22 protein-coding genes are annotated in these 21,081 nt (G+C 72.6%); 18 read left to right on the top strand and 4 right to left on the bottom strand.

All coding sequences use genetic code 11. The features are described 5' to 3' along the window. Nucleotides 1-61: 61 nt before the first annotated feature. From dnaJ to leuA, 10 genes are all read left to right on the top strand, one after another. Nucleotides 62-1,177, top strand: a complete 1,116-nt coding sequence (gene dnaJ, locus ITJ48_RS02800) for a molecular chaperone DnaJ (RefSeq protein WP_123546158.1) — start codon at nucleotides 62-64, stop codon at nucleotides 1,175-1,177. Nucleotides 1,178-1,179: 2 nt separating this feature from the next. Next, nucleotides 1,180-1,929, top strand: a complete 750-nt coding sequence (locus ITJ48_RS02795; protein WP_194612313.1) for a 16S rRNA (uracil(1498)-N(3))-methyltransferase — start codon at nucleotides 1,180-1,182, stop codon at nucleotides 1,927-1,929. 97 nt (nucleotides 1,930-2,026) lie between these two features. After that, nucleotides 2,027-2,431, top strand: a complete 405-nt coding sequence (locus ITJ48_RS02790) for an HIT domain-containing protein (RefSeq protein WP_194612312.1) — start codon at nucleotides 2,027-2,029, stop codon at nucleotides 2,429-2,431. Beyond that, nucleotides 2,421-3,551, top strand: a complete 1,131-nt coding sequence (locus ITJ48_RS02785) for a PhoH family protein (RefSeq protein WP_370544747.1) — start codon at nucleotides 2,421-2,423, stop codon at nucleotides 3,549-3,551. Before ITJ48_RS02790 ends, ITJ48_RS02785 begins: the two co-directional genes overlap by 11 nt. Then, nucleotides 3,548-4,009, top strand: a complete 462-nt coding sequence (ybeY, locus tag ITJ48_RS02780; RefSeq protein ID WP_192041828.1) for an rRNA maturation RNase YbeY — start codon at nucleotides 3,548-3,550, stop codon at nucleotides 4,007-4,009. The genes ITJ48_RS02785 and ybeY overlap by 4 nt, the downstream gene beginning before the upstream one ends. Before the next feature lie 7 nt (nucleotides 4,010-4,016). Further along, complete coding sequence (locus ITJ48_RS02775) at nucleotides 4,017-5,333, top strand: hemolysin family protein (RefSeq protein WP_194613311.1); 1,317 nt, start codon at nucleotides 4,017-4,019, stop codon at nucleotides 5,331-5,333. Continuing rightward, complete coding sequence (era, locus tag ITJ48_RS02770; protein ID WP_228506190.1) at nucleotides 5,330-6,268, top strand: GTPase Era; 939 nt, start codon at nucleotides 5,330-5,332, stop codon at nucleotides 6,266-6,268. The genes ITJ48_RS02775 and era overlap by 4 nt, the downstream gene beginning before the upstream one ends. Before the next feature lie 106 nt (nucleotides 6,269-6,374). Further along, a complete protein-coding gene (locus ITJ48_RS02765; RefSeq protein ID WP_194612310.1) occupies nucleotides 6,375-7,646 on the top strand; it encodes a sensor histidine kinase in 1,272 nt (423 codons plus the stop codon). Next, complete coding sequence (locus ITJ48_RS02760) at nucleotides 7,643-8,314, top strand: response regulator transcription factor (protein WP_194612309.1); 672 nt, start codon at nucleotides 7,643-7,645, stop codon at nucleotides 8,312-8,314. The genes ITJ48_RS02765 and ITJ48_RS02760 overlap by 4 nt, the downstream gene beginning before the upstream one ends. 189 nt (nucleotides 8,315-8,503) lie before the next feature. After that, nucleotides 8,504-10,264, top strand: coding sequence for a 2-isopropylmalate synthase (gene leuA / locus ITJ48_RS02755; protein ID WP_194612308.1), 1,761 nt, complete (start codon nucleotides 8,504-8,506; stop codon nucleotides 10,262-10,264). An 86-nt stretch (nucleotides 10,265-10,350) separates the two neighbouring features. Here the strand turns inward: leuA and ITJ48_RS02750 are convergent, their stop codons facing one another. Further along, entirely contained in the window at nucleotides 10,351-11,013 is a 663-nt protein-coding gene (locus ITJ48_RS02750; RefSeq protein WP_123546142.1) for a trimeric intracellular cation channel family protein, read from the bottom strand. 34 nt (nucleotides 11,014-11,047) lie between these two features. Between ITJ48_RS02750 and recO the strand changes: the two genes are divergently transcribed. Together recO and ITJ48_RS02740 are read left to right on the top strand one after the other, a co-directional pair. Further along, complete coding sequence (gene recO / locus ITJ48_RS02745; protein WP_192041824.1) at nucleotides 11,048-11,815, top strand: DNA repair protein RecO; 768 nt, start codon at nucleotides 11,048-11,050, stop codon at nucleotides 11,813-11,815. Continuing rightward, a complete protein-coding gene (locus ITJ48_RS02740; protein ID WP_194612307.1) occupies nucleotides 11,812-12,657 on the top strand; it encodes an isoprenyl transferase in 846 nt (281 codons plus the stop codon). Before recO ends, ITJ48_RS02740 begins: the two co-directional genes overlap by 4 nt. Here ITJ48_RS02740 and ITJ48_RS02735 read toward each other — a convergent pair. Beyond that, a complete protein-coding gene (locus ITJ48_RS02735) occupies nucleotides 12,654-13,328 on the bottom strand; it encodes a hypothetical protein (protein WP_194612306.1) in 675 nt (224 codons plus the stop codon). The genes ITJ48_RS02740 and ITJ48_RS02735 overlap by 4 nt on opposite strands. Before the next feature lie 32 nt (nucleotides 13,329-13,360). After that, nucleotides 13,361-14,323 (bottom strand): LysR family transcriptional regulator, encoded by a 963-nt coding sequence (locus tag ITJ48_RS02730; protein WP_228506189.1) that lies wholly within the window; start codon nucleotides 14,321-14,323, stop codon nucleotides 13,361-13,363. Between the two features lie 81 nt (nucleotides 14,324-14,404). On the opposite strand from ITJ48_RS02730, the gene ITJ48_RS02725 reads away from it, so the two are divergent. The 5 genes from ITJ48_RS02725 to ITJ48_RS02705 all read left to right on the top strand — a co-directional run bounded on the left by ITJ48_RS02725 (nucleotide 14,405) and on the right by ITJ48_RS02705 (nucleotide 19,302). Next, nucleotides 14,405-15,469, top strand: a complete 1,065-nt coding sequence (locus ITJ48_RS02725) for an aminotransferase class V-fold PLP-dependent enzyme (protein WP_194612304.1) — start codon at nucleotides 14,405-14,407, stop codon at nucleotides 15,467-15,469. 132 nt (nucleotides 15,470-15,601) lie between these two features. Beyond that, nucleotides 15,602-16,987 carry a glycine--tRNA ligase gene (locus ITJ48_RS02720; RefSeq protein WP_192041819.1) on the top strand — a complete coding sequence of 462 codons (1,386 nt, stop codon included), beginning with the start codon at nucleotides 15,602-15,604 and terminating at the stop codon, nucleotides 16,985-16,987. A 451-nt stretch (nucleotides 16,988-17,438) separates the two neighbouring features. Beyond that, entirely contained in the window at nucleotides 17,439-18,404 is a 966-nt protein-coding gene (locus ITJ48_RS02715; protein ID WP_194612303.1) for a hypothetical protein, read from the top strand. Beyond that, complete coding sequence (locus ITJ48_RS02710; protein ID WP_194612302.1) at nucleotides 18,401-19,138, top strand: DsbA family oxidoreductase; 738 nt, start codon at nucleotides 18,401-18,403, stop codon at nucleotides 19,136-19,138. The genes ITJ48_RS02715 and ITJ48_RS02710 overlap by 4 nt, the downstream gene beginning before the upstream one ends. Next, nucleotides 19,135-19,302 carry a hypothetical protein gene (locus ITJ48_RS02705; RefSeq protein ID WP_194612301.1) on the top strand — a complete coding sequence of 56 codons (168 nt, stop codon included), beginning with the start codon at nucleotides 19,135-19,137 and terminating at the stop codon, nucleotides 19,300-19,302. The genes ITJ48_RS02710 and ITJ48_RS02705 overlap by 4 nt, the downstream gene beginning before the upstream one ends. Here the strand turns inward: ITJ48_RS02705 and ITJ48_RS02700 are convergent. After that, nucleotides 19,292-19,825 carry an aminoacyl-tRNA deacylase gene (locus ITJ48_RS02700; RefSeq protein WP_194612300.1) on the bottom strand — a complete coding sequence of 178 codons (534 nt, stop codon included), beginning with the start codon at nucleotides 19,823-19,825 and terminating at the stop codon, nucleotides 19,292-19,294. The two genes, ITJ48_RS02705 and ITJ48_RS02700, sit on opposite strands and share 11 nt — an antisense overlap. 15 nt (nucleotides 19,826-19,840) lie before the next feature. Between ITJ48_RS02700 and dusB the strand changes: the two genes are divergently transcribed. After that, nucleotides 19,841-20,998: a tRNA dihydrouridine synthase DusB gene (gene dusB, locus ITJ48_RS02695; protein ID WP_194612299.1), complete on the top strand. Its 1,158-nt coding sequence runs from the start codon at nucleotides 19,841-19,843 to the stop codon at nucleotides 20,996-20,998. Nucleotides 20,999-21,081: the final 83 nt, after the last annotated feature.

Below are 21,081 nucleotides of genomic sequence, written 5' to 3'. Positions count from 1 at the left end.
CGCGCCCCCTGACCAGCCCCCACGAGACCACCCCCCAGACACCAGAGGCAGACGAGAACAAGTGGCAGATCATTACGACGTGCTCGGAGTCGACCGGTCGGCGACCCCCGACGAGATCAAGAAGGCGTACCGCAGGCTCGCGCGCGAGCTGCACCCGGACGTCAACCCCAGCCCCGAGGCCTCCGAGCGCTTCAAGGACGTCACGCACGCCTACGACGTGCTGAGCGACCCGCAGCAGCGCGAGCGCTACGACCTCGGCCCCCAGGCCGGGTTCGGCGGCGGGGGCGGCGGCGCGGCGGGCTTCGGCGACATCTTCGACGCGTTCTTCGGAGGCGGAGGAGGCGGCGGCCAGCGACAGGGCCCGAGGTCGCGTCGCGAGCGCGGCCAGGACGCCCTGCTGCGCCTCGAGGTCGACCTCGAGGAGATCGTCTTCGGCACCACCCGCGACATCGAGGTCGACACGGCCGTGCTCTGCGAGACCTGCAACGGCTCGTGCTGCGCGCCCGGCACGTCGCCCCAGACCTGCGACATCTGCCACGGCTCCGGCCAGATCCAGCGCACGGTCCGGTCGCTGCTCGGCAACGTCATGACGTCGAGCCCCTGCGGCACCTGCCGCGGCTACGGCACCGTCATCCCGAACCCGTGCCCCACCTGCCAGGGCCAGGGCCGGGTCCGGGCACGCCGCACCATCCCCATCGACATCCCCGCGGGCGTCGACACGGGCATCCGGCTGCAGCTGCCGAGCCAGGGCGAGGTCGGCCAGGCCGGCGGCCCCAACGGCGACCTCTACCTCGAGGTCAAGGTGCGCCACCACGACATCTACAGCCGCGACGGCGACGACCTGCTCGCGACGCTCGAGGTCCAGATGGCCGACGCCATCCTGGGCACCGAGACGACCCTGCACGCGCTCGACGGCGAGGTCGAGATCGAGCTCAAGGCCGGCACCCAGAGCGCCGACGTCATCACGATCCGCGACCGGGGCATCACGAAGCTCCGCGGCACCGGGAGAGGCGACCTGAAGATCGGCGTGCAGGTGGTGACGCCGACCAAGCTCAGCCACAAGGAGCGGGAGCTCATCGAGAAGTTCGCGGCCGGACGCCGCTCGGCGGCGCCCGAGCTCTCGCAGTTCCAGCAGGGCCTGTTCGGCAAGCTCCGCGACCGGTTCCTGCACTTCTGATCGTGGCCCACTTCTACCTGGTCGACGACCTGACGGACGCGTCCGTCGGGAGCACCGTCGTGGTCGAGGGGCAGGAGGCGCGGCACGCGGTCACGGTCAGCCGGGTCCGGGTCGGCGAGTCGCTCGCCCTCGGCGACGGGCGCGGCACGTCCGTGCGCGGCGAGGTCGTCGAGGCGACGGACTCTCGGCTCGCGCTGGTCGCCGCCGAGGTGACCCGTGTCGAGCGACCGGGGACCCGGCTGGTGCTCGTCCAGGCGCTGGCCAAGGGAGACCGCGACGAGCTCGCCGTCCAGGCCGCGACCGAGCTGGGCGTCGACGAGGTCGTGCCGTGGTCCGCTGCTCGCAGCGTCTCGCGCTGGGAGGGCGCCAAGGTGGCCAAGGGCACGGCCCGGTGGCGCTCCATCACGCGGGAGGCGACGAAGCAGGCGATCCGGCCCTGGGCCCCCGTGGTCTCCGAGCTGTCGACGACGAAGCAGGTCGCGGCGCGCGCCGCGGACGCCACGACGCTCGTGCTCGTGCTCGAGCCGAGCGCCGAGCGGGCGCTGTCCGACGTCGTCGTCGAGGGCGGGGGAGGCGCGCCGTCGTCGGTCCTGGTGGTGGTCGGCCCCGAGGGCGGCATCTCGCCCTCGGAGCTCGAGCTGCTCGGGGCGGCGGGCGCCGTGCCGGTGCGGCTCGGCGACGCCGTGCTGCGCACCTCCACCGCAGGGCCCGCCGCCCTCGCGGTCCTGAGCGTGCGGCTGGGGCGCTGGTAGGCGCCGGGTCGTCGGCGGGGGCCGTGGCGCCGTGCCGGCGCTGAGGGCTGTGCCGCTGGTGGGGGCCGTGTCGGCGGCCGCGACTACCATGGGACGCATGTCCGAGTCAGAGCCAGCACCGACCGAGGTGTCCGTCTTCAGCCGCATCATCTCACGCGAGATCCCGGCCGACGTGGTCTTCGAGGACGACTCGGTGATCGCCTTCCGCGACATCGCGCCGCAGGCGCCGTTCCACGTGCTCGTCGTGCCCACGACGTCGCGTCACCGCGACGTCGTCGAGCTCGCGGCCGCCGACCCCGCCCTGCTCGCCCACATCGTGTCGACGGCCTCCGCGCTCGCCTCCGACCCGGCCCTCCTCGGCGACGAGGTCGTGGCGGCCTCGGGCGGCACGGGCGAGTTCCGACTGATCTTCAACACCGGCGCCTCCGCCGGCCAGACCGTGTTCCACGTGCACGCCCATGTGCTCGCAGGCCCCCTCGAGGAAGGCTCCCTTGCCCACTAGCGAGACCCGCTCCACCGACCCTCAGCCCGCAGGCGAGGGCACCACGCGCGTCGACCTCACCGTCGACGGCGTCGCCATGGTCCAGCTGCTCGGTCCCCAGGACCGCCTGCTGCGCACCGTCGAGAAGCAGTACCCCGACGTGCGCGTGCTCGTCCGGGGCAACGAGGTCGCCCTCGAGGGCCCGACCGCGTCCGTGAGCCGGGCCCGGGTGCTCGTCGACGAGCTCGTCGGGCTCGTCCGCGGGGGCCACGACCTCGCACCGGCCGAGGTCGAGACGTCCGCGAAGCTGCTCGACTCGGGGGCGGCGGCCCCCTCCGACGTCTTCGGCCAGCCCATCGTCTCGAGCCGCGGCAAGGCCGTGCGTGCGAAGACCCTCGGGCAGAAGCAGTACGTCGACGCCATCGACCAGCACACGATCACGTTCGGCATCGGCCCCGCAGGCACGGGCAAGACCTACCTGGCCATGGCGAAGGCCGTCCAGGCCCTGCAGCGTCGCGAGGTGCAGCGCATCATCCTCACGCGCCCCGCGGTCGAGGCGGGCGAGCGGCTCGGCTTCCTGCCCGGCACGCTGACCGACAAGATCGACCCGTACCTGCGTCCGCTCTACGACGCGCTGAACGAGATGATGGACCCGGAGATCGTGCCGAAGCTCCTGGCGGCGGGCACCGTCGAGGTGGCGCCCCTGGCGTACATGCGCGGCCGGACGCTGAACGACGCGTTCGTCGTGCTCGACGAGGCGCAGAACACGACGCCCGAGCAGATGAAGATGTTCCTCACGCGCCTCGGGTTCGGCTCGCGGATGGTCGTGACCGGCGACGTGACCCAGGTCGACCTGCCCACCGGGGCCAGCGGCCTCCAGCTCGTCACCCGCGTGCTCGACGACATCGACGACATCCACTTCGCCCGGCTGACCAGCGACGACGTAGTCCGGCACACCCTCGTCGGCCGCATCGTCGACGCCTACACGACCTACGACGCCGAGCGGCAGGCCCAGCGGGCCGAGCGGCAGGAGGCGGCGAGCACCTCCGTGCCGACCGGCCCGGTCGGCGACGGCGCGAACCGGACCGAGCGCCGGTCGTCCGCGAGCCGCGACCGGCTCCCGAAGAGAGGCACCCGATGAGCATCGAGGTCAACAACGAGTCCGGCCTCGAGGTCGACGAGGCGGCGATCCAGCGCCTGGCCACGTTCGCGCTCGACCAGATGCACGTGCACCCCGAGGCCGAGCTCGCGATCGTCTTCGTCGACGAGGCGGCGATGGAGCAGCTGCACGTCCAGTGGATGGACGAGCCGGGTCCGACCGACGTGCTGAGCTTCCCGATGGACGAGCTCCGTCCCGGCACCGAGGACGAGCCCACGCCCGCGGGCCTGCTCGGCGACATCGTGGTCTGCCCGCAGGTCGCGGTCGCCCAGGCGGCCACGGCGGGCCACAGCCCCCTCGACGAGATGCTGCTGTTGACCTGCCACGGTGTGCTGCACCTCCTCGGCTTCGACCACGCCGAGCCCGACGACGAACGCGAGATGTTCGGTCTCCAGCGCGAGATCCTCGCCGCGTTCGCCGGCGCCGACGAGAGACGGTGACGCCGTGATGGTCACCGTGTTCGTCATCGTGGCCGTCGTGCTCGTCGTCCTCGGGGGGCTGCTCGCGGCCGTCGACGCCGCGCTCGGCGTGCTGAGTCGGGGCGACCTGCTCGAGGAGGCCGAGTCCTCGCCCCGCAGCAGCGCCTCGCTGTCCGCGGTCGCCGCCGACGTCGGTGCCCACGTCAACGCGGTCAACTTCACGCGGGTGGTCGCCGAGACGTCCGCTGCCGTCCTGGTCTCGCTCTCGTTCGCGTTCACGGTCGAGCACTGGTGGCTCGCCCTGCTGTTGTCGGCCTTGATCATGACCCTCGTCTCGTTCGTGCTCGTCGGCTCCAGCCCGCGCAGCGTGGGCCGGGCGCACGCCCGGGGCCTGGTCGTCGCGACCGCGGGCCTCGTCCGGGGCCTCCGCGTCGTGCTCGGCCCGCTCGCCGACGCCCTGGTCGCGATCGGCAACAGGGTCACGCCGGGCCGGCCCCGCAGCGCGTCGTTCTCGTCCGAGGAACAACTGCTCAGCATGGTCGACGAGGCCACCGAGCTCGACGTCCTCGAAGAGGACGACCGTGAGCTGATCCACTCGATCTTCGAGTTCAGCGACACGGTGGTCCGCGAGGTCATGGTGCCCCGCACCGACATGGTCACCATCGAGTCGACGGCCTCCGTCCGCTCCGCGATGAGCCTCTTCCTGGGTCGCGGGGTCTCGCGGGTGCCGGTCGTCGGCCGCGACAGCGACGACGTCGTCGGGGTCGTCTACCTCCGCGACCTCGCCCGGCGCCTGCACGAGCACGCCGGCGCCGACGACGCCGCGGTGGCCGACCTCGCACGCCCCGCCGTCTTCGTGCCCGAGTCGAAGAAGGCCGACGACGCGCTCCGACAGATGCAGCTCGACAAGAACCACCTCGCGATGGTCGTCGACGAGTACGGCGGCATCGCCGGTCTCGTCACGCTCGAGGACCTCATCGAAGAACTCGTCGGCGACATCAGCGACGAGTACGACCGCACCGTCGCCGAGCACCGCGAGATCTCCCCGGGGGTCTACCGCGTCAGCGCACGGCTGGCCGTCGACGAGCTCGGCGACCTCTTCGGCATCGAGCTCGACGACGACGACGTCGACTCCGTCGGCGGCCTCCTCACGAAGCAGCTCGGACGCCTGCCCGAGAAGGGCTCGACCGTCACCGTCTCCGGGCTCGTGCTCACGGCCGACCGCACGGAGGGGCGACGTCGCGACCTGCAGACGGTCCTCGTCGAGCGCGACCCTGCCCTGGTCTCCGCCCAGGCGGCCTTCACCGACCCCGATCCCGTCCCCTCCCCGAGAGAAGCACCATGACGACCACCGGCGACGACTCCGTCCTGCCTCCCATGCCGACCGCCGGCCCCGACCACCGTGCGGGCTTCGTCTCGTTCGTCGGGCGGCCCAACGTCGGCAAGTCGACCCTGACCAACGCGCTCGTCGGCGAGAAGGTGGCCATCACCTCCTCGAAGCCCCAGACGACCCGGCGGGCCATCCGCGGGATCGTGCACCACCCCGCCGGCCAGCTCGTGCTCGTGGACACCCCCGGCATGCACCGGCCCCGCACCCTGCTCGGCGAACGCCTCAACGACGTGGTGCAGACGACCCTCGGTGACGTCGACGTGATCGGGCTCTGCATCCCGGCCGACGAGAAGATCGGTCCCGGCGACAAGTTCATCAACGAGCAGCTGGACGCGTTCCCGCGCGCCAAGAAGGTCGCCATCGTCACGAAGACGGACACGACCTCGCGACCGGCCGTGGCGGAGCAGCTCCTCGCGGTGAGCCGGCTGCGCGACTGGGAGGCGATCATCCCGCTGTCGGCCCTCGGCGACGTGCAGCTCGACGTCCTCGCCGACGAGCTCATCAAGCTCATGCCGCTGTCGCCTGCGCTCTATCCTGCGGACGCCGTGACCGAGGAGGTCCTCGAGGACAGGGTCTCCGAGTACATCCGGGAGGCGGCGCTCGAGGGCGTCCAGGACGAACTCCCGCACTCCCTCGCGGTCACCATCGACGACATGGTCCAGCGCGACGACAAGGACATCCTCGAGATCTACGCGAACCTCTTCGTCGAGCGCGACAGCCAGAAGGCCATCGTCATCGGCAAGGGCGGCGCGAGGCTGCGCGAGGTCGGCGCGCGGGCACGGGCGCAGATCGAACCGCTCGTCGGCCATCAGGTCTTCCTGTCGATCCGGGTCAAGGTCGCGAAGGACTGGCAGCGAGACCCGAAGCTGCTCGGCCGGCTGGGCTTCTGACCCCCGGTGCGCGCCCGTCCCTCCACAGGATGATCCGGGTCGGCCGCTGGTCGTCGGGACGTCCGCGGTCGACCCGGACGGCCCGTCCGCGCCCTACGCTCGTCGGATGAGCTTCCGCCGCCTCGCGCCCTACCAGGTCGTCGTCGACGTCTCGGCGGCCCTCCTGCTCGGGTTCGTCTCCCTGCTGTTCCTCGACGGCGACCTCCCGGGCGGCCTGGTCGTGCTCGGCATGGTCGTCGCCGCGTCGATCCGGCGGCTGTCCCCGTCGCTCGCGTTGACGATCGCCTGGGCCGTCGCCCTCGGCGAGATGGTGTCGCTGTCGACGCCGGGCATCAGCAACCTCGCCGTCTGCGCCGTGCTCTACTCCGTCGCCGCCTACGGCAGCGAGCGGGCGAAGTGGGCGGGTCTCGGGTCCGTGGCCCTCGGCGCGATCTCGGGCACCTTCTACGTCTCGTTCGTGCAGACGTCGCTCTTCGGCATCGACTACAACGTCTACGGCATCACCGACGTCGTCCGGATCCTCCTGCAGCTCGGCATCACGTTCCTCGGCTTCCTCGGTCTGCTCGGCCTCCCGTGGGCAGCAGGCCTCCTGACCCGGGCGCGGTCCACCGCGAGGGTGAGCCGTGAGGCACAGCTCACCGCCGAGCGCGAGACGGCCCGGGCCGAGGGCGACGCCGCCCGGGCCGAGCGCGAGGCGGCACGGGCCGAGCGCGACATCGCCGTCGAGCAGGAGCGCAACCGGATCGCCCGCGACATGCACGACGTCGTCGCCCACTCGCTCGCCGTCGTGATCGCCCAGGCGGACGGCGCCCGCTACGCCGCGAGGGTCGATCCCACGAGCGTCGACGAGGCGCTCCAGACCATCGCGGGGACCGCCCGCGAGGCGCTCGGGGATGTCCGTGTGCTGCTGGGGCAGCTGCGGCACAGCCAGGGCGAGGCGCCGCAGCCCGCGCTGGGCGACCTCGACCGCCTCCTCGACCAGATGCGCGGCTCAGGTCTGCAGATCGACCACCGCGTGCACGGCGAGCCCCAGCAGCTCGGCACCAACCGACAGCTCGCCGTGTTCCGCATCGTCCAGGAGTCGCTGACCAACGCGCTCCGGCACGGGTCGCGTGACGCTCCGGTCGGCCTGTTCTTCGACTGGCGCTACGACGCCCTCCACCTGGTGGTCTCCAACGTGGTCCGGCCGGTCACCGAGCCCGTCGACACGAGGGCGACGGGCGAGATGCGCCGCGGCGGCCACGGTCTCGACGGGATGCGCGAGCGGGCCACGCTGGCCGGCGGGTCGCTCACCACCCAGGACGCCGACGGACGGTTCGTCGTCCACGCCATCGTGCCGACTCTGGCGCTCACTCAAGAAGTAGGGATGATCCGATGACCACCACGATCCGCGTCGCCCTGGTCGACGACCAGGCGCTCTTCCGGGCCGGCATCAAGATGCTCGTCGGCTCCCAGCCCGACCTCGAATTCGTCGGCGAGGCCAGCGACGGCGAGGAGGGGGTGGCGATGGTCGCCGAGGCACGTCCGGACGTCGTCCTCATGGACATCCGGATGCCCGTGATGGACGGGATCGCCGCGACGAGCGCCGTCCTGGCCGAGGCCGAGGCCGCGGCTCGACGCCCGCCGCGCATCATCGTGCTCACGACCTTCGACCTGGACGAGGCGGCGACCCGGGCCATCAGGGGCGGCGCGAGCGGCTTCGTCCTCAAGGACGCAGACCCCGAGTTCCTGCTGGCCGCGATCCGCACCGTCCACGCGGGCACCGCCGTGATCGCGGCGTCGGCCACGCGGGAGCTCTTCGAGCACTTCGACGGCCGCTCCTCCCGGGCGGCGTCGATCCCGCCCGCGTTCGGCACCCTGACCAGTCGTGAGCGGGACATCTTCGACCTCGCGGCCCGGGGGCTCAGCAACTCGGAGATCGCCGGGCGCGAGTTCCTCAGCGAGGCGACGGTCAAGACGCACATCAGCCGGGTGCTGTCGAAGCTGTCCCTGCGTGACCGGGTCCAGCTCGTCGTGTACGCGTACGAGCACGGCATCGCCGAGTAGCGGCGGTCGACAGGGCTCGTCCGTCACGGACCGGGCTCGGGTGCTAGATTCGCCTCGTGCTGTTCGGTCTGCTCCTCCTTAGCTGCCGCGACGAGTCCTGACCCAGGCCTCCCTCGTCGCGGAGTTCGTCGTCGGCCGACACCATCCACGCGCTGAGGCCCCGTCGTCGGGGCAGAGAAGACCTGAGTCATGAAGAACGCACAGATCCCGTCGGGGATGCCGATCCACAAGTACCGCCCGTTCCACGAGCAGATCGCGGTCGACCTGCCCGATCGCACGTGGCCCTCCCGTCGCATCACCGAGGCCCCCCGCTGGTGCGCCGTCGACCTCCGGGACGGCAACCAGGCGCTCATCGACCCGATGAGCCCCGAGCGCAAGCGCATCATGTTCGACCTGCTCGTCGGCATGGGCTACAAGGAGATCGAGGTCGGCTTCCCGAGCGCCTCGCAGACCGACTTCGACTTCGTCCGCAGCCTGATCGAGACCGGCGCGATCCCCGACGACGTGACGATCCAGGTGCTGACCCAGGCACGTGAGCACCTGATCGCCCGCACCTACGAGGCCATCGCCGGTGCGAAGCAGGCCATCGTGCACCTCTACAACTCGACGAGCGTCCTGCAGCGGGACGTCGTCTTCCGCACCGACCGGCAGGGCATCGTCGACATCGCCCTCGAGGGCGTCCGGCTCTGTCGCGCCGCCGAGACGACCATCCCCGAGACGGCCGTGTTCTACGAGTACTCGCCCGAGAGCTACACCGGCACAGAGCTCGACTTCGCCCTCGACATCTGCAACCAGGTCATCGAGGCCTTCGACGCGACCCCTGAGCGCCCCGTCATCGTCAACCTGCCGGCCACCGTCGAGATGGCGACCCCGAACGTGTACGCCGACTCGATCGAGTGGATGCACCGCAACCTCGCGCGCCGCGACAGCGTCATCCTGTCGCTCCACCCGCACAACGACCGCGGCACGGGCATCGCCGCCGCCGAGCTGGGCTACCTGGCCGGTGCCGACCGCATCGAGGGCTGCCTCTTCGGCAACGGCGAGCGCACCGGGAACGTCGACCTCGTCGCGCTCGGCATCAACCTCTTCACGCAGGGCATCGACCCCCAGATCGACTTCAGCGACCTCGACAAGGTCAAGCGCACCGCCGAGCACTGCAACCAGCTGCCGGTGCCGGAGCGCAGCCCGTGGGCGGGCGACCTCGTCTACACGGCCTTCAGCGGCTCCCACCAGGACGCCATCAAGAAGGGCTTCGAGGCGATGGCCGCCGAGGCGGAGGCGACGGGGACGAGCGTCGACGACCTCGTCTGGGCGGTTCCCTACCTGCCGGTCGACCCGAAGGACCTGGGCAGGAGCTACGAGGCCGTCATCCGCGTCAACTCCCAGTCGGGCAAGGGCGGCGTCGCCTACCTGCTCAAGGCCGACCACGCGATCGACCTGCCGCGCAAGCTGCAGATCGAGTTCAGCGGGGTCGTGCAGGCGCGCACCGACGCCGAGGGCGGCGAGATGTCGAGCGCCCACATCTGGACGATCTTCCAGGACGAGTACCTGCCCGCGCCGATCGACGACGACAAGTGGGGCCGGTTCGAGCTGACGCGGACGGGGACGTCCAGCGACATGGGAGGCGTGACGTCGCTCGACGTCGACCTCCGCGTGGGCGACACGGTCGAGTCGACCTCCGGCCGGGGCAAGGGCCCGATCGACGCCTTCATCCAGGTCCTCGCCGACCACGGGGTGCGCGTCGAGCTCTACGACTACGTCGAGCACACCCTCAGCGCGGGCGGCGACGCCCAGGCCGCGGCGTACGTCGAGCTCGACGTCGACGGGACGCGCCTCTGGGGCGTGGGCATCGACGCCGACATCTCGACGGCGTCGCTGAAGGCCATCGTCTCGGCGGTGAACCGCGCCGTCCGGCGGACCACGACGGTGCGCGAGCTCGCCACCGCCTAGCCCGCGGCAGGTCGGCCCCCGGGCCGGCCTGCCACGGCCCGGCGGGCGACGGCGCGTCGGAGCACTCGGCGTCGGGCAGGCCGACGTCAGCGCGGTCGACGCCAGCGCGGCAGCCGGCTCAGGGCGCGCTGCTCGGGCAGGGTCCAGCCGAAGCGCACGGCCAGCAGACGGATCACCAGGGTGACGGACGTCCCGATGATCGCGGAGAGGGCCACCGGGGCCCCGACCGACACAAGCACGACCAGCACGACGGTCCCGGCGGCGGCGGCCACGGCGTAGAGCGACCCGACGTGCATCATCGCGATGGTCAGGTTCATCAAGAGGTCCCGCAGCACCGAGCCCCCGACCGCGGAGATCACCCCCACGAACACGGCGGGGATCTCGGGCAGCCCCAGCGCCAGGGCCTTCGTCGAGCCGATCGCGCCGAACAGGCCGATGGTGAGGGCGTCCAGGGCGGTGATGAGCCCCGCGAGGCGGTGGAACAGGCGCTGGAGCGCCATCCCGACGAGGGCGGCGGCCACGGCCACGAGGAGGTACCAGTTGCTCGACATGGCGCGGGGCACCTGTCCGAGCAGCACGTCGCGCAGGATGCCGCCGCCGAGCCCGGTGGCGATGCCGATGATGGCGACCCCGAGCAGGTCGAGGCGCCGGTCCTTGAACTCGGAGGCGAACATGGCGCCCTGCAGGCTGCCGACCCCGACGGCGAGGAGGTCGGCCCACAGGGGGATGGCGAAGGCCGTGGCGTGCATCCTGCACTTGTACCACGCGTGGGATCATGGCCGAGTGCCCGTGTACCGAGATGAATGCGTCGTGCTGCGCACCCACAAGCTGGGTGAGGCGGACCGCATCCTCACCATGCTCAGCCGCCAGCACGGCAAGATCCGGGCCGTGGCCAAGGGGGTCCGGCGCACCGGGTCGAAGTTCGGCTCGCGTCTCGAGCCGATGATGGTGGCGGACGTGCAGCTCTACGAGGGCCGGTCGCTCGACGTGGTGACGCAGGCCGAGTCGCTGGGCTCCTACGGTGCCCTGATCGCCGCCGACTACGCGAGCTACACGGCCGGGAGCGTCATGGTCGAGACGGCCGACAAGCTGACCGACGCCGAGGCAGGCCTGCAGCAGTACCTCCTCCTCGTCGGCGCCCTGCGGTCGCTGAGCCGGCGGGAGCACGCCCCCCAGCTCACCCTCGACTCCTACCTGCTCCGCGCGCTCAGCATCGCCGGCTGGTCGCCGAGCTTCGGCGACTGCGCCGTGTCGGGCGCCCCGGGGCCGCACTCGGCGTTCGTGGTGCAGCTCGGGGGAGTGGTGGCCGACGAGCACGCGCCTCCGGGGGCTCCGCGACTCGCGCCTCCTGCGCTCGGGCTGCTCTCGGCGCTGCTGACCGGCGACTGGGAGGCGGCCGACGCGACCCCGGACGCGACCCGCAACCAGGCGAGCGGCGTCGTCGCCGCGTACACCCAGTGGCACCTCGAGCGCGGCCTCCGCTCGCTCCAGCACATCGACCGAGAGCCCGGCCGGGCACTGCCCGCCGCCGCGAGGGAAGGCACCCCGTGAAGAAGACCCACCGCGACGCCGTCGACTGGCGCCCCGTCGACTGGACGGGCCTGTACCCGCCCGAGCTGCCCCGGGGCGCCGTTCCCGAGCACGTCGCGATCGTCATGGACGGCAACGGGCGGTGGGCCAACGCGCGGGGCCTGTCCCGGGTCGAGGGCCACAAGCAGGGCGAGGCCTCGCTGCTCGACGTCGTCGCGGGCGCCATCCAGCTCGGCGTGAAGCACCTGAGCGTCTACGCCTTCTCGACCGAGAACTGGAAGCGCTCGCCCGACGAGGTGAAGTTCTTGATGGGCTTCAACCGCGACGTCCTGCACCGGAGGCGCGACCAGCTGAACGCGTGGGGCGTGCGCGTCCGGTGGGCGGGCCGCAGACCGCGGCTCTGGGGTTCCGTGATCAAGGAGCTGCAGTACGCCGAGGAGCTCACCCGGGGCAACGACGTGCTGACCCTCACGATGTGCGTCAACTACGGCGGCCGCACCGAGATCGCCGACGCCGTCCGCGCCATCGCCGAGGACGTGGCGGCGGGTCGGATCAAGCCGTCGGGCGTCAGCGAGAAGCTCATCCAGCGGCACCTGTACGCGCCCGAGCTGCCCGACGTCGACCTCTTCGTCCGGAGCTCGGGCGAGCAGCGGACGAGCAACTTCCTGCTGTGGCAGTCGGCCTACGCCGAGATGGTGTTCCTCGACCGGCTCTGGCCGGACTTCACGAGGACCGACCTGTGGGAGGCGGTGGTCACCTACGCCAGGCGCTCTCGTCGCTTCGGCGGGGCCGTCGACGCGCCGACGTCGACAGAGGCCGGTGGCACAGCAACGGGCCCGGGCACCAGCGGCACCACGGCCTAGAACTGGATGTTCGCGCCGAGGAAGATCCGCTCGGCGGGCCAGAGGAACTGCAGGGTGAGGGGCCCGTCGGCGGGCCGGTGGAACCAGGCGTTGGCGAACACGGCCGACTCGCCCGGCAGCAGGTACCAGGTCGCCGCGTCCGCCGGGAAGGCCGACTCGAGCGTCGTCGAGTAGCCGGCGTCCGTCAGCAGGTCCTGGCCCGCGAACACGTCCTGCTGGGCGAGGTCGTTGCCGTAGGCGGAGTAGTCGGCGCTGAGGTCGGTGAGGTCGAGCCGGCGCTGCGAGTTGTTGGCCAGCACGTAGGCGGTGGCCTCGACGGTGGTGCCGGCGGGGTAGGGGTCGCTGCCGTCGGGCCGCGCGTAGATGGAGGGCGCCGTGGTCGTCAGCGTGCCGACGCTGTAGACGTAGATCGTGAGGTCCTTGTAGTTGACCTGGTTGAGGAGCGCGCCGCCCGGCGCCAGCTCGTCGGGCGACGCGCCGCCCGTGCCGCCGGTGCCCGGTGCGCCCGTGACCTGGGGCTGGGGCGCCTGGGTGGCCGTGCCGCCCAGGCCCGAGCCGTCGTCGACGCCGCCCTGGCCGACCGGCTGGAGGGTCGTGAGGTCGGGGAAGCAGGCGGTGAGGCCCACCAGCACGACGGCGGCGAGGCCGACAGCGGTCAGTCGTCTCTTCACGGAGCGGGCACCCTTCGTCTCGTCCGGTCAGCCTAGCTCGGGCCGCCGACGGCGCCCTGCGGCCCGACCGCCTCGAGGCCGTGCCGGTCCGGCAGCACCGCGGCCACCGCCTCCGTGAGGACACGGATGCTGGGCACCCGACGTGCCCCGCGGCGGTGCGCGACCGCGATCAGCCGCGACACGGACGGGGGCAGGGTGACGACCCGCACCTCCTCGGGGATCGCCGCCGACTGCAGCGACAGGCCCGGCAGCAGCGCGATCCCGAGGCCCGCCGCGACGAGGCCGAGCACGGCGAGCGCGTTGTCGGTCTCGAGGACGATGTCGGGCGCGAAGTCGGCGGCCGCGCAGGTCGCGAGGAGGTGGCCACGGCAGCGCGGGCAGCCGCCGATCCACCGCTCGGCGTGCAGCGCGCCGAAGTCGTCGCCCTCGACGAACGGGTGGGCGCGGGGCAGGACGAGCACGGTGCGGTCGACGAACAGCGCGGTCTCGCGGAGCGACTCGGGCGCGTTCTCGCGATCGGTGGCGGCCCGACCCGCGTGGCGGAACACCACCGCGGCGTCGACGGCTCCGTCGCGCAGCAGCGTCAGCGCCTCGGGCGGCTCCGCCTCGACGTAGTCGACCTGCAGTCCGGGGTGGCTGGTGCGCAGCCGCGACAGCACGTCGGGCACGAGCGTCGAGGAGGCGCTGGGGAAGCCCGCGAGCCGCACCCGTCCCGAGGTCGCGCCGCCGAGGTGGTCGAGCTCCTGGCGCGCCGCGTCGAGGGCGGCCTGGACGTGGACGGCGTGCTCGGCCAGGCGTCGCCCGGCCTCGGTCAGCTCGACCCCGCGGCCCGCCCGCAGCAGCAGCGGGTGCCCCACCCGGGCCTCGGCCCGTCGCAGGTGCTGGCTCAGGGCCGGCTGGCTGTAGCCCAGCTCGGCGGCGGCGGCTGTCACCGTGCCCGTGTCGGCGACGGCGCGCACGATGCGGAGGGTCAGCAGATCGAGGTCGTCGGTCATCCTCGAACGATAACGCGACGTTATGGGTGACGTCGCCATCCTGGTCTTGTCGTGCTTCGGCGAACAGCCCAGTCTGGGGCGATGCCCGACACGACCAGCATCCTGACCGTCCCGGAGGCGGCCTCGCGCTTCGCGAGCGGCACCGGGTACCTCGCCGCGTGCACCATGGGGCTGCCCCTGGCCGAGACGCTCGCGGCCCAGCGCGACGACCTCGACCGCTGGGCCACCGGGTCCCGCTCGCCCGTCGCCTACGGGGACGTCGTCGAGCAGGCCAGGGCCTCGTACGCCCGGCTGGTGGGCGTTCCCGTCACGAGCGTCGCCGTCGGCTCGCAGACCTCGGCCATGGTCTCGGTGGTCGCCGCGGCCGCGCCCGACGGCGCCGAGGTCGTCTGCGTCGACGGGGACTTCAGCTCGGTCGTCTACCCGTTCCTGCAGCAGGCGCACCGGGGCGTGACGGTGCGCAGCGTCCCGGTCGACGAACTGGCGGAGGCGGTCGGGCCCGCGACGTGGTGCGTGGCGTGGTCGGCCGTCCAGTCGGCCACCGGCGTCGTGGCCGACGACGCGAGGATCCGCGCCGCGGCTGCGGCCCACGGCGCCCTCACCGTCTGCGACGTGACCCAGGCGGCGGGCGTCCTGCCGGTCGACGCCTCCGCGTGGGACGTCTCGGTCGGGCACGCCTACAAGTGGCTCTGCTGCCCTCGGGGCGCCGCCTTCATGACCCTGTCCGAGCGTGCCCGGGCGGAGCTGCGGCCCGTGCAGGCCGGCTGGTACGCGGGCGACTCGGTCTGGTCGTCCTGCTACGGGCCCGCGATGCAGCTCGCCCACGACGCGCGTGCCTTCGACGTGTCGCCGGCCTGGCCGGCCTGGCCGGGGGCCGCGGCGGCCCTCGAGACGTTCGCCCGCCTCGACCCCGCCGAGACCTGGGCACACGCCAGCCGGCTCGGCGACGAGCTCTGCCGACGGCTCGACCTGCCCGAGCAGCACCAGGCGATCGTCACGTGGACGGACGTCGACGGCCGGGCCGCCACCGCGATGGGGGAGGCGGGCCTCACGGTCTCCGCCCGGGCCGGTCGCGTGCGGGTCGCCTTCCACCTCTGGAACACGGCCGAGGACGTGGAGGCGGTCGTCGCCTCCCTGGGACGCTGACCCGGCCGGTCGAGGCGTCGGGGCTCGTCCGGGCGCCCGGCCGGGGCGGGCCGAGCCGCCCGCGCGGCTAGAGTTGCCGGGTACCTCGACCGCCGGGCCCCGAGCCCGGACCGATCCTCTGGAGCACACCCCGTGGCAGCACCCAACCGTCTCGATTCCGTCATCGCCCTGGCCAAGCGCCGCGGGTTCGTCTTCCAGTCGGGCGAGATCTACGGCGGGTCCCGGTCGGCCTGGGACTACGGGCCCCTCGGCGTCGCGCTCAAGGAGAACATCAAGCGCCAGTGGTGGCAGACCATGGTGCAGGGCCGCGACGACGTCGTCGGGCTCGACTCGGCCGTCATCCTGCCGCGCCAGGTGTGGGAGGCCTCGGGGCACGTCGAGGTGTTCAGCGACCCCCTGGTCGAGTCGCTGCACACCCACAAGCGCTACCGCGCCGACCACCTCCTCGAGGCGTACGAGGCCAAGCACGGCCACCCGCCCGAGAACGGCCTCGCCGACGTGCGCGACCCCGAGACCGGGCAGCCCGGGTCGTGGACCGAGCCGCAGAACTTCTCCGGCCTGCTCAAGACGTTCCTCGGGCCGGTCGACAACGAGCAGGGCATGGCGTACCTCCGGCCCGAGACGGCCCAGGGCATCTTCACCAACTTCGACAACATCCTGCAGTCGTCGCGCATCAAGCCGCCCTTCGGCATAGGCCAGATCGGCAAGAGCTTCCGCAACGAGATCACCCCCGGCAACTTCATCTTCCGCACGCGCGAGTTCGAGCAGATGGAGATGGAGTTCTTCGTCGAGCCCGGCAGCGACGAAGAGTGGCACCAGTACTGGATCGACGCCCGCTTCCAGTGGTACGTCGACCTCGGCATCGACCCCGAGAACCTCCGCCTGTACGAGCACGCTCCCGAGAAGCTCTCGCACTACTCGAAGCGCACCGTCGACATCGAGTACCGCTTCCGCTTCGCCGGCGGCGAGTTCGGCGAGCTCGAGGGCGTCGCGAACCGCACCGACTACGACCTCAGGACGCACGCCGCCGCCTCCGGCAAGGACCTGTCGTACTTCGACCAGGCGAAGAACGAGCGCTGGACGCCGTACGTCATCGAGCCGGCCGCCGGCCTCACCCGGTCGCTCATGGCGTTCCTCGTCGACGCGTACACCGAGGACGAGGCGCCCAACGCGAAGGGCGGCGTCGACAAGCGCACCGTGCTGAAGCTCGACCGCCGCCTCGCGCCGATCAAGGTCGCCGTGCTGCCCCTGAGCCGCAACGAGCAGCTCTCGCCGATGGCGCGCGGCCTCGCCGCGGACCTCCGGAAGTACTGGAACATCGACTTCGACGACGCCGGGGCGATCGGTCGTCGCTACCGTCGCCAGGACGAGATCGGCACGCCGTTCTGCGTCACGGTCGACTTCGACTCGCTCGAGGACGACGCGGTGACGGTCCGCGAGCGCGACACGATGGAGCAGCAGCGCATGCCCCTGTCGGCGCTGCGCGGGTACCTCGCGGAGCAGCTGCTCGGCGCCTAGCGCCCGTCCCGGCCTGCCGGGCCTGCCCGGCCCCCCGGGCCGCGGCCCCGCCGCTGGTCGGCAACTCCTGACCGGTGCTCCGACACCGTCGCACTGGGCGGTGTCGCGTGCGGCTGCCCGTGCTCGTCGCAGGAGTTGCCGACGCAGGCTGCTCCGCGGCCTGCACGGCGCACAGCCTGCACGACCGCTGCTCGTGGGCCCGGGCTGCCGGTGCGCCGCCCACGGTCGGCAACTCCTGATCTGGGGCGCCCGAGGGGCTGTGGTGCCGCAGGTCGGTGCTCCCTGCGTCGCGTTCTCCAGGAGTTGCCGACGTGCACGGGATGGCCCGAGCGCCGGGCGCCTGCACACAGCGTCGCGGGTGGGTCCTCCCCGCCGCCGAGCGGTGGTCGTCTCGTCCACAGGCTGGCCCGCCACCCCGGCGCGCGAGCACATGGGCGACCATCCTCGGGGCATGACGACGATCCGAGAGCTGGTGGCCGCGGCCGGCGGGCTGCTGCACAAGCGCGACCTCGTCGGCCACGGTGCCACCGACAGGCACCTCACGGCTGCGGTGCGCGCGCGGGACGTCCGGCGACCGCGGCGCGGGTGGTACTCGACCTGGCCGTCCACCGACCCGAGGTTCGTCGCCGTCGCGGTCGGAGGGAGGCTGACCGGGGCAGCCGCGCTCGCCCTCCTGGGCGCGTGGGCCTGGGATCGCCGTCCCCCCGACGTCGTCGTTTCCGTGCCCCGCAGCGCGTCGCGCCTGCGGCGCCGCCGCGGCGTGCGCGTCGTGTGGGACGGAGGGGACGTGGTCGATCGGGGCGGGACCGCGACCGTCGACGCCCGCGACGCCCTGGCTCGCGCCGTGGTCGAGGCGCCCTCCTTCGAGGACGCGGTGGTCCTCGCCGACTGGGCCAGGTCCGTCGAGCTGATCGGCGAGGCGGACGACCGGGCCGTCCTCGGGCGTCATCGACCGGACGCGTCGGGGCTGGCCGACTGGAGCGACGAGGGCGCACAGAGCATCCTCGAGAGCGCGGCGGGCACTCGCCTGCGCCTGGCGGGCCGCGTCGTCGAGCGTCAGGTCGTCGTGGGGCCGCGAGGCGAGGCGGTCGACCACGTCGTCGACGGGACGGCGTCGCTCGAGACGGACGGTCGCGAGCACCACGCCGACCACTTCGAGCGGGATCGCCGGAAGGACCTCCTGACGATCGCGGCCGGGTTCGTGCCGTGCCGGGTCAGCTACCGGCAGGTGCGCGAGGAGTGGGCGGCGGTGCAGGAGGCGGTGGACCGGCTCGTGGGCCTCGCCGGCGGCCCGCCGCCCTCCGGTCGCCCCGAGGCGCGGCTGCCGCGCGTGCTGGGCGCGAGGGGCCGCCGCCGCTGGAGGCTGGGGCGTGACCCGGGAATGCCTCGGACCCGCACCGACTTTGCCCTGTCGTGACCGACACGACCGCCGCCTCCTCGCCCCGCTCCACCGCCCCGATCAAGGTCGACGTCTGGAGCGACATCGCCTGCCCGTGGTGCTACATCGGCAAGCGCAAGTTCGAGGACGCGGCATCGCGTTTCGACGGCGAGGTCGAGGTCGAGTACCACTCCTTCGAGCTGTCGCCCGACACCCCCGTCGACTTCGAGGGCGACGAGGTCGACTTCCTCGCGAAGCACAAGGGCATGCCGGCCGACCAGGTGCGCGGCATGCTCGACCAGGTCACCGGCGTCGCCGCCGAGGTCGGGCTCGCCTACGACTTCGGGTCGCTGCACCACACGAACACGGTGAAGGCGCACCAGCTCCTGCACTTCGCGAAGGCGCGCGGCCTGCAGCTCGAGATGACCGAGCGGCTGCTCGCCGCCTACTTCGTCGAGGGCCGTCACGTGGGCCGCGTCGCGGACCTCGGCGAGCTGGCCGCCGAGGTCGGCCTCGACCGCGACGAGGTCGTCGCGGCCCTCGAGTCCGACCAGCACCTCGCCGACGTGCGTGCGGACCAGCAGCAGGCGCAGGCGTTCGGCATCACGGGCGTGCCCTTCTTCGTGCTCGAGGGCAAGTACGGGATCTCGGGTGCCCAGGCGCCCGAGGCGTTCCTCGGCGCCCTGCAGCAGGTGCAGTCCGAGCTGGCAACGGCCAGCGGCACCGTGTCATCGCCGGACGTGGCCGCTACCGGGACGGACGCCGTCCGATGAGCCCGTTCGCCATGCTCGGCGACGCGGACGCCCTCGCGTGCGAGGGCGACTCGTGCCTGCTGCCGGCGGCGGTCGCCACCGTCGGCGCGCTGATCCCGAGCGCCTCGCCGGTCGACGTCCGGCGCGAGGCGGCCCCGGCCCCGGAGGCGGCGGTCAGTCGCTGATGTCGGCCACGGTCGCGGAGTACGCCGCGATGAGCTCGTCGGCCTCGACGAACGCGCTCAGGCCGTGCCCGCCGGCGCCCATGGCCACCCGACGCCCGACGATCCGCTCGTCGGCCACGACGGGCCAGGCGGTCGAGCTGCCGACGGGAGTGATGGTGCCGCGCTCGAAGCCCGTCGCGTCGAGGGCGACCTCGGCGGCAGGCATCGAGAGCTTGTTCACCCCGACGACGGTCCGCAGCTTGCGCCACGAGATCTGTCGGTCGCCGGGGACGAGCGCGAAGAGGAACGATCCGTCGTGCCGCTTCACCACGAGGCTCTTGACGACCGAGGCCGGATCGACGCCCAGCAGGGCCGCCGCCGCCTCGAGGCTGTCAGCGGCCGGGCGCGCGACGATCTCGACGGCGAGGCCGCGTTCGGCGGCGTCGGCGAGGAGGCGCTGCGTGCCTCGCCCCTGCACGTCGCCCGGCCCCGTGGCGCCGTCCACACGCGAACCGTCGGAGGCTGTCGGGGCAGGATCGCTCATGGGAGAATCGTACCGATGACCACCACCACCCTGCCTTCCCCCGGCCTCTCGATCGGACCGATCGACGTGGCCTCGCCCGTCGTGCTCGCGCCGATGGCCGGCATCACCAACACGGCGTACCGCCGCCTGTGCCGCGAGCACGGCGCCGGCCTCTACGTCAGCGAGATGATCACGAGCCGCGCCCTCGTCGAGCGCACGCCCGAGTCGATGCGGCTGATCACGCACCACGAGAGCGAGACGCCCCGCAGCATCCAGCTCTACGGCGTCGAGCCGAACACCGTCGCCGAGGCGGTCACCATGCTGGTCGCCGAGGACCGCGCAGACCACATCGACCTCAACTTCGGCTGCCCCGTGGCGAAGGTCACGCGGCGCGGCGGGGGAGCGGCCCTCCCCTGGAAGATCGGGCTCTTCCGCGAGATCGTCGAGCGAGCGGTGAAGGCCGCGGGCGACGTCCCGCTGACCGTGAAGATGCGCAAGGGCATCGACGACGAGCACCTCACCTACCTCGAGGCGGGCCGGGCGGCCGAGGGCGCGGGGGTCGCGAGCGTCGCGCTGCACGCCCGCACGGCCTCCGAGTACTACTCGGGCGAGGCCGACTGGTCGGCGATCGCGAAGCTCAAGCAGACGGTCACGAGCGTGCCCGTGCTCGGCAACGGCGACATCTGGTCCGCGGCGGACGCTCTCCGCATGGTCGACGAGACGGGCTGCGACGGCGTCGTCGTCGGTCGGGGCTGCCTCGGGCGCCCGTGGTTGTTCGGCGACCTCGCGGCCGCGTTCCGCGGCGAGGAGCAGAAGGCCGAGCCGGCTCTCGGCGAGGTCGCCGCCGCTTTCCGACGGCACGCCGAGCTCCTGGTCGAGTTCTACGACGGCGACGAGCCGCACGCCTGCCGCGACATCCGCAAGCACGTCGCGTGGTACTTCAAGGGCTACCCCGTGGGCGGCGACACGCGGGCCGCCCTGGCGGCCGTCGAGTCGCTGCAGCAGATGGACGACCTGCTGGCGACCCTCGACGCGGAACAGCCGTACCCCGGCGACGCGGCCGAGGGGCCGCGCGGTCGCGCCGGCAGCCCGAAGCGGCCCTCGCTGCCCGACCGCTGGCTCGAGAGCCGTGAGCTCGACGAGGCGTTCCGCGGCGAGCTCGTCGCGGCCGAGCTGCACCACAGCGGGGGCTGAGGCGTGCCCTCCTCGACCTCCGTCCGTCCCCCCTCCTCGATCGCGAGCGCACCCGCCACAGCGCCAGCGGCCGCACCCGCACC

The organism is Frigoribacterium sp. VKM Ac-2530 (genome assembly GCF_015350835.1).
GTDB lineage: Bacteria > Actinomycetota > Actinomycetes > Actinomycetales > Microbacteriaceae > Frigoribacterium.
Note: the sequence above shows the minus strand (reverse complement) of the source record. Positions and strands in the feature narration are given on the sequence as shown.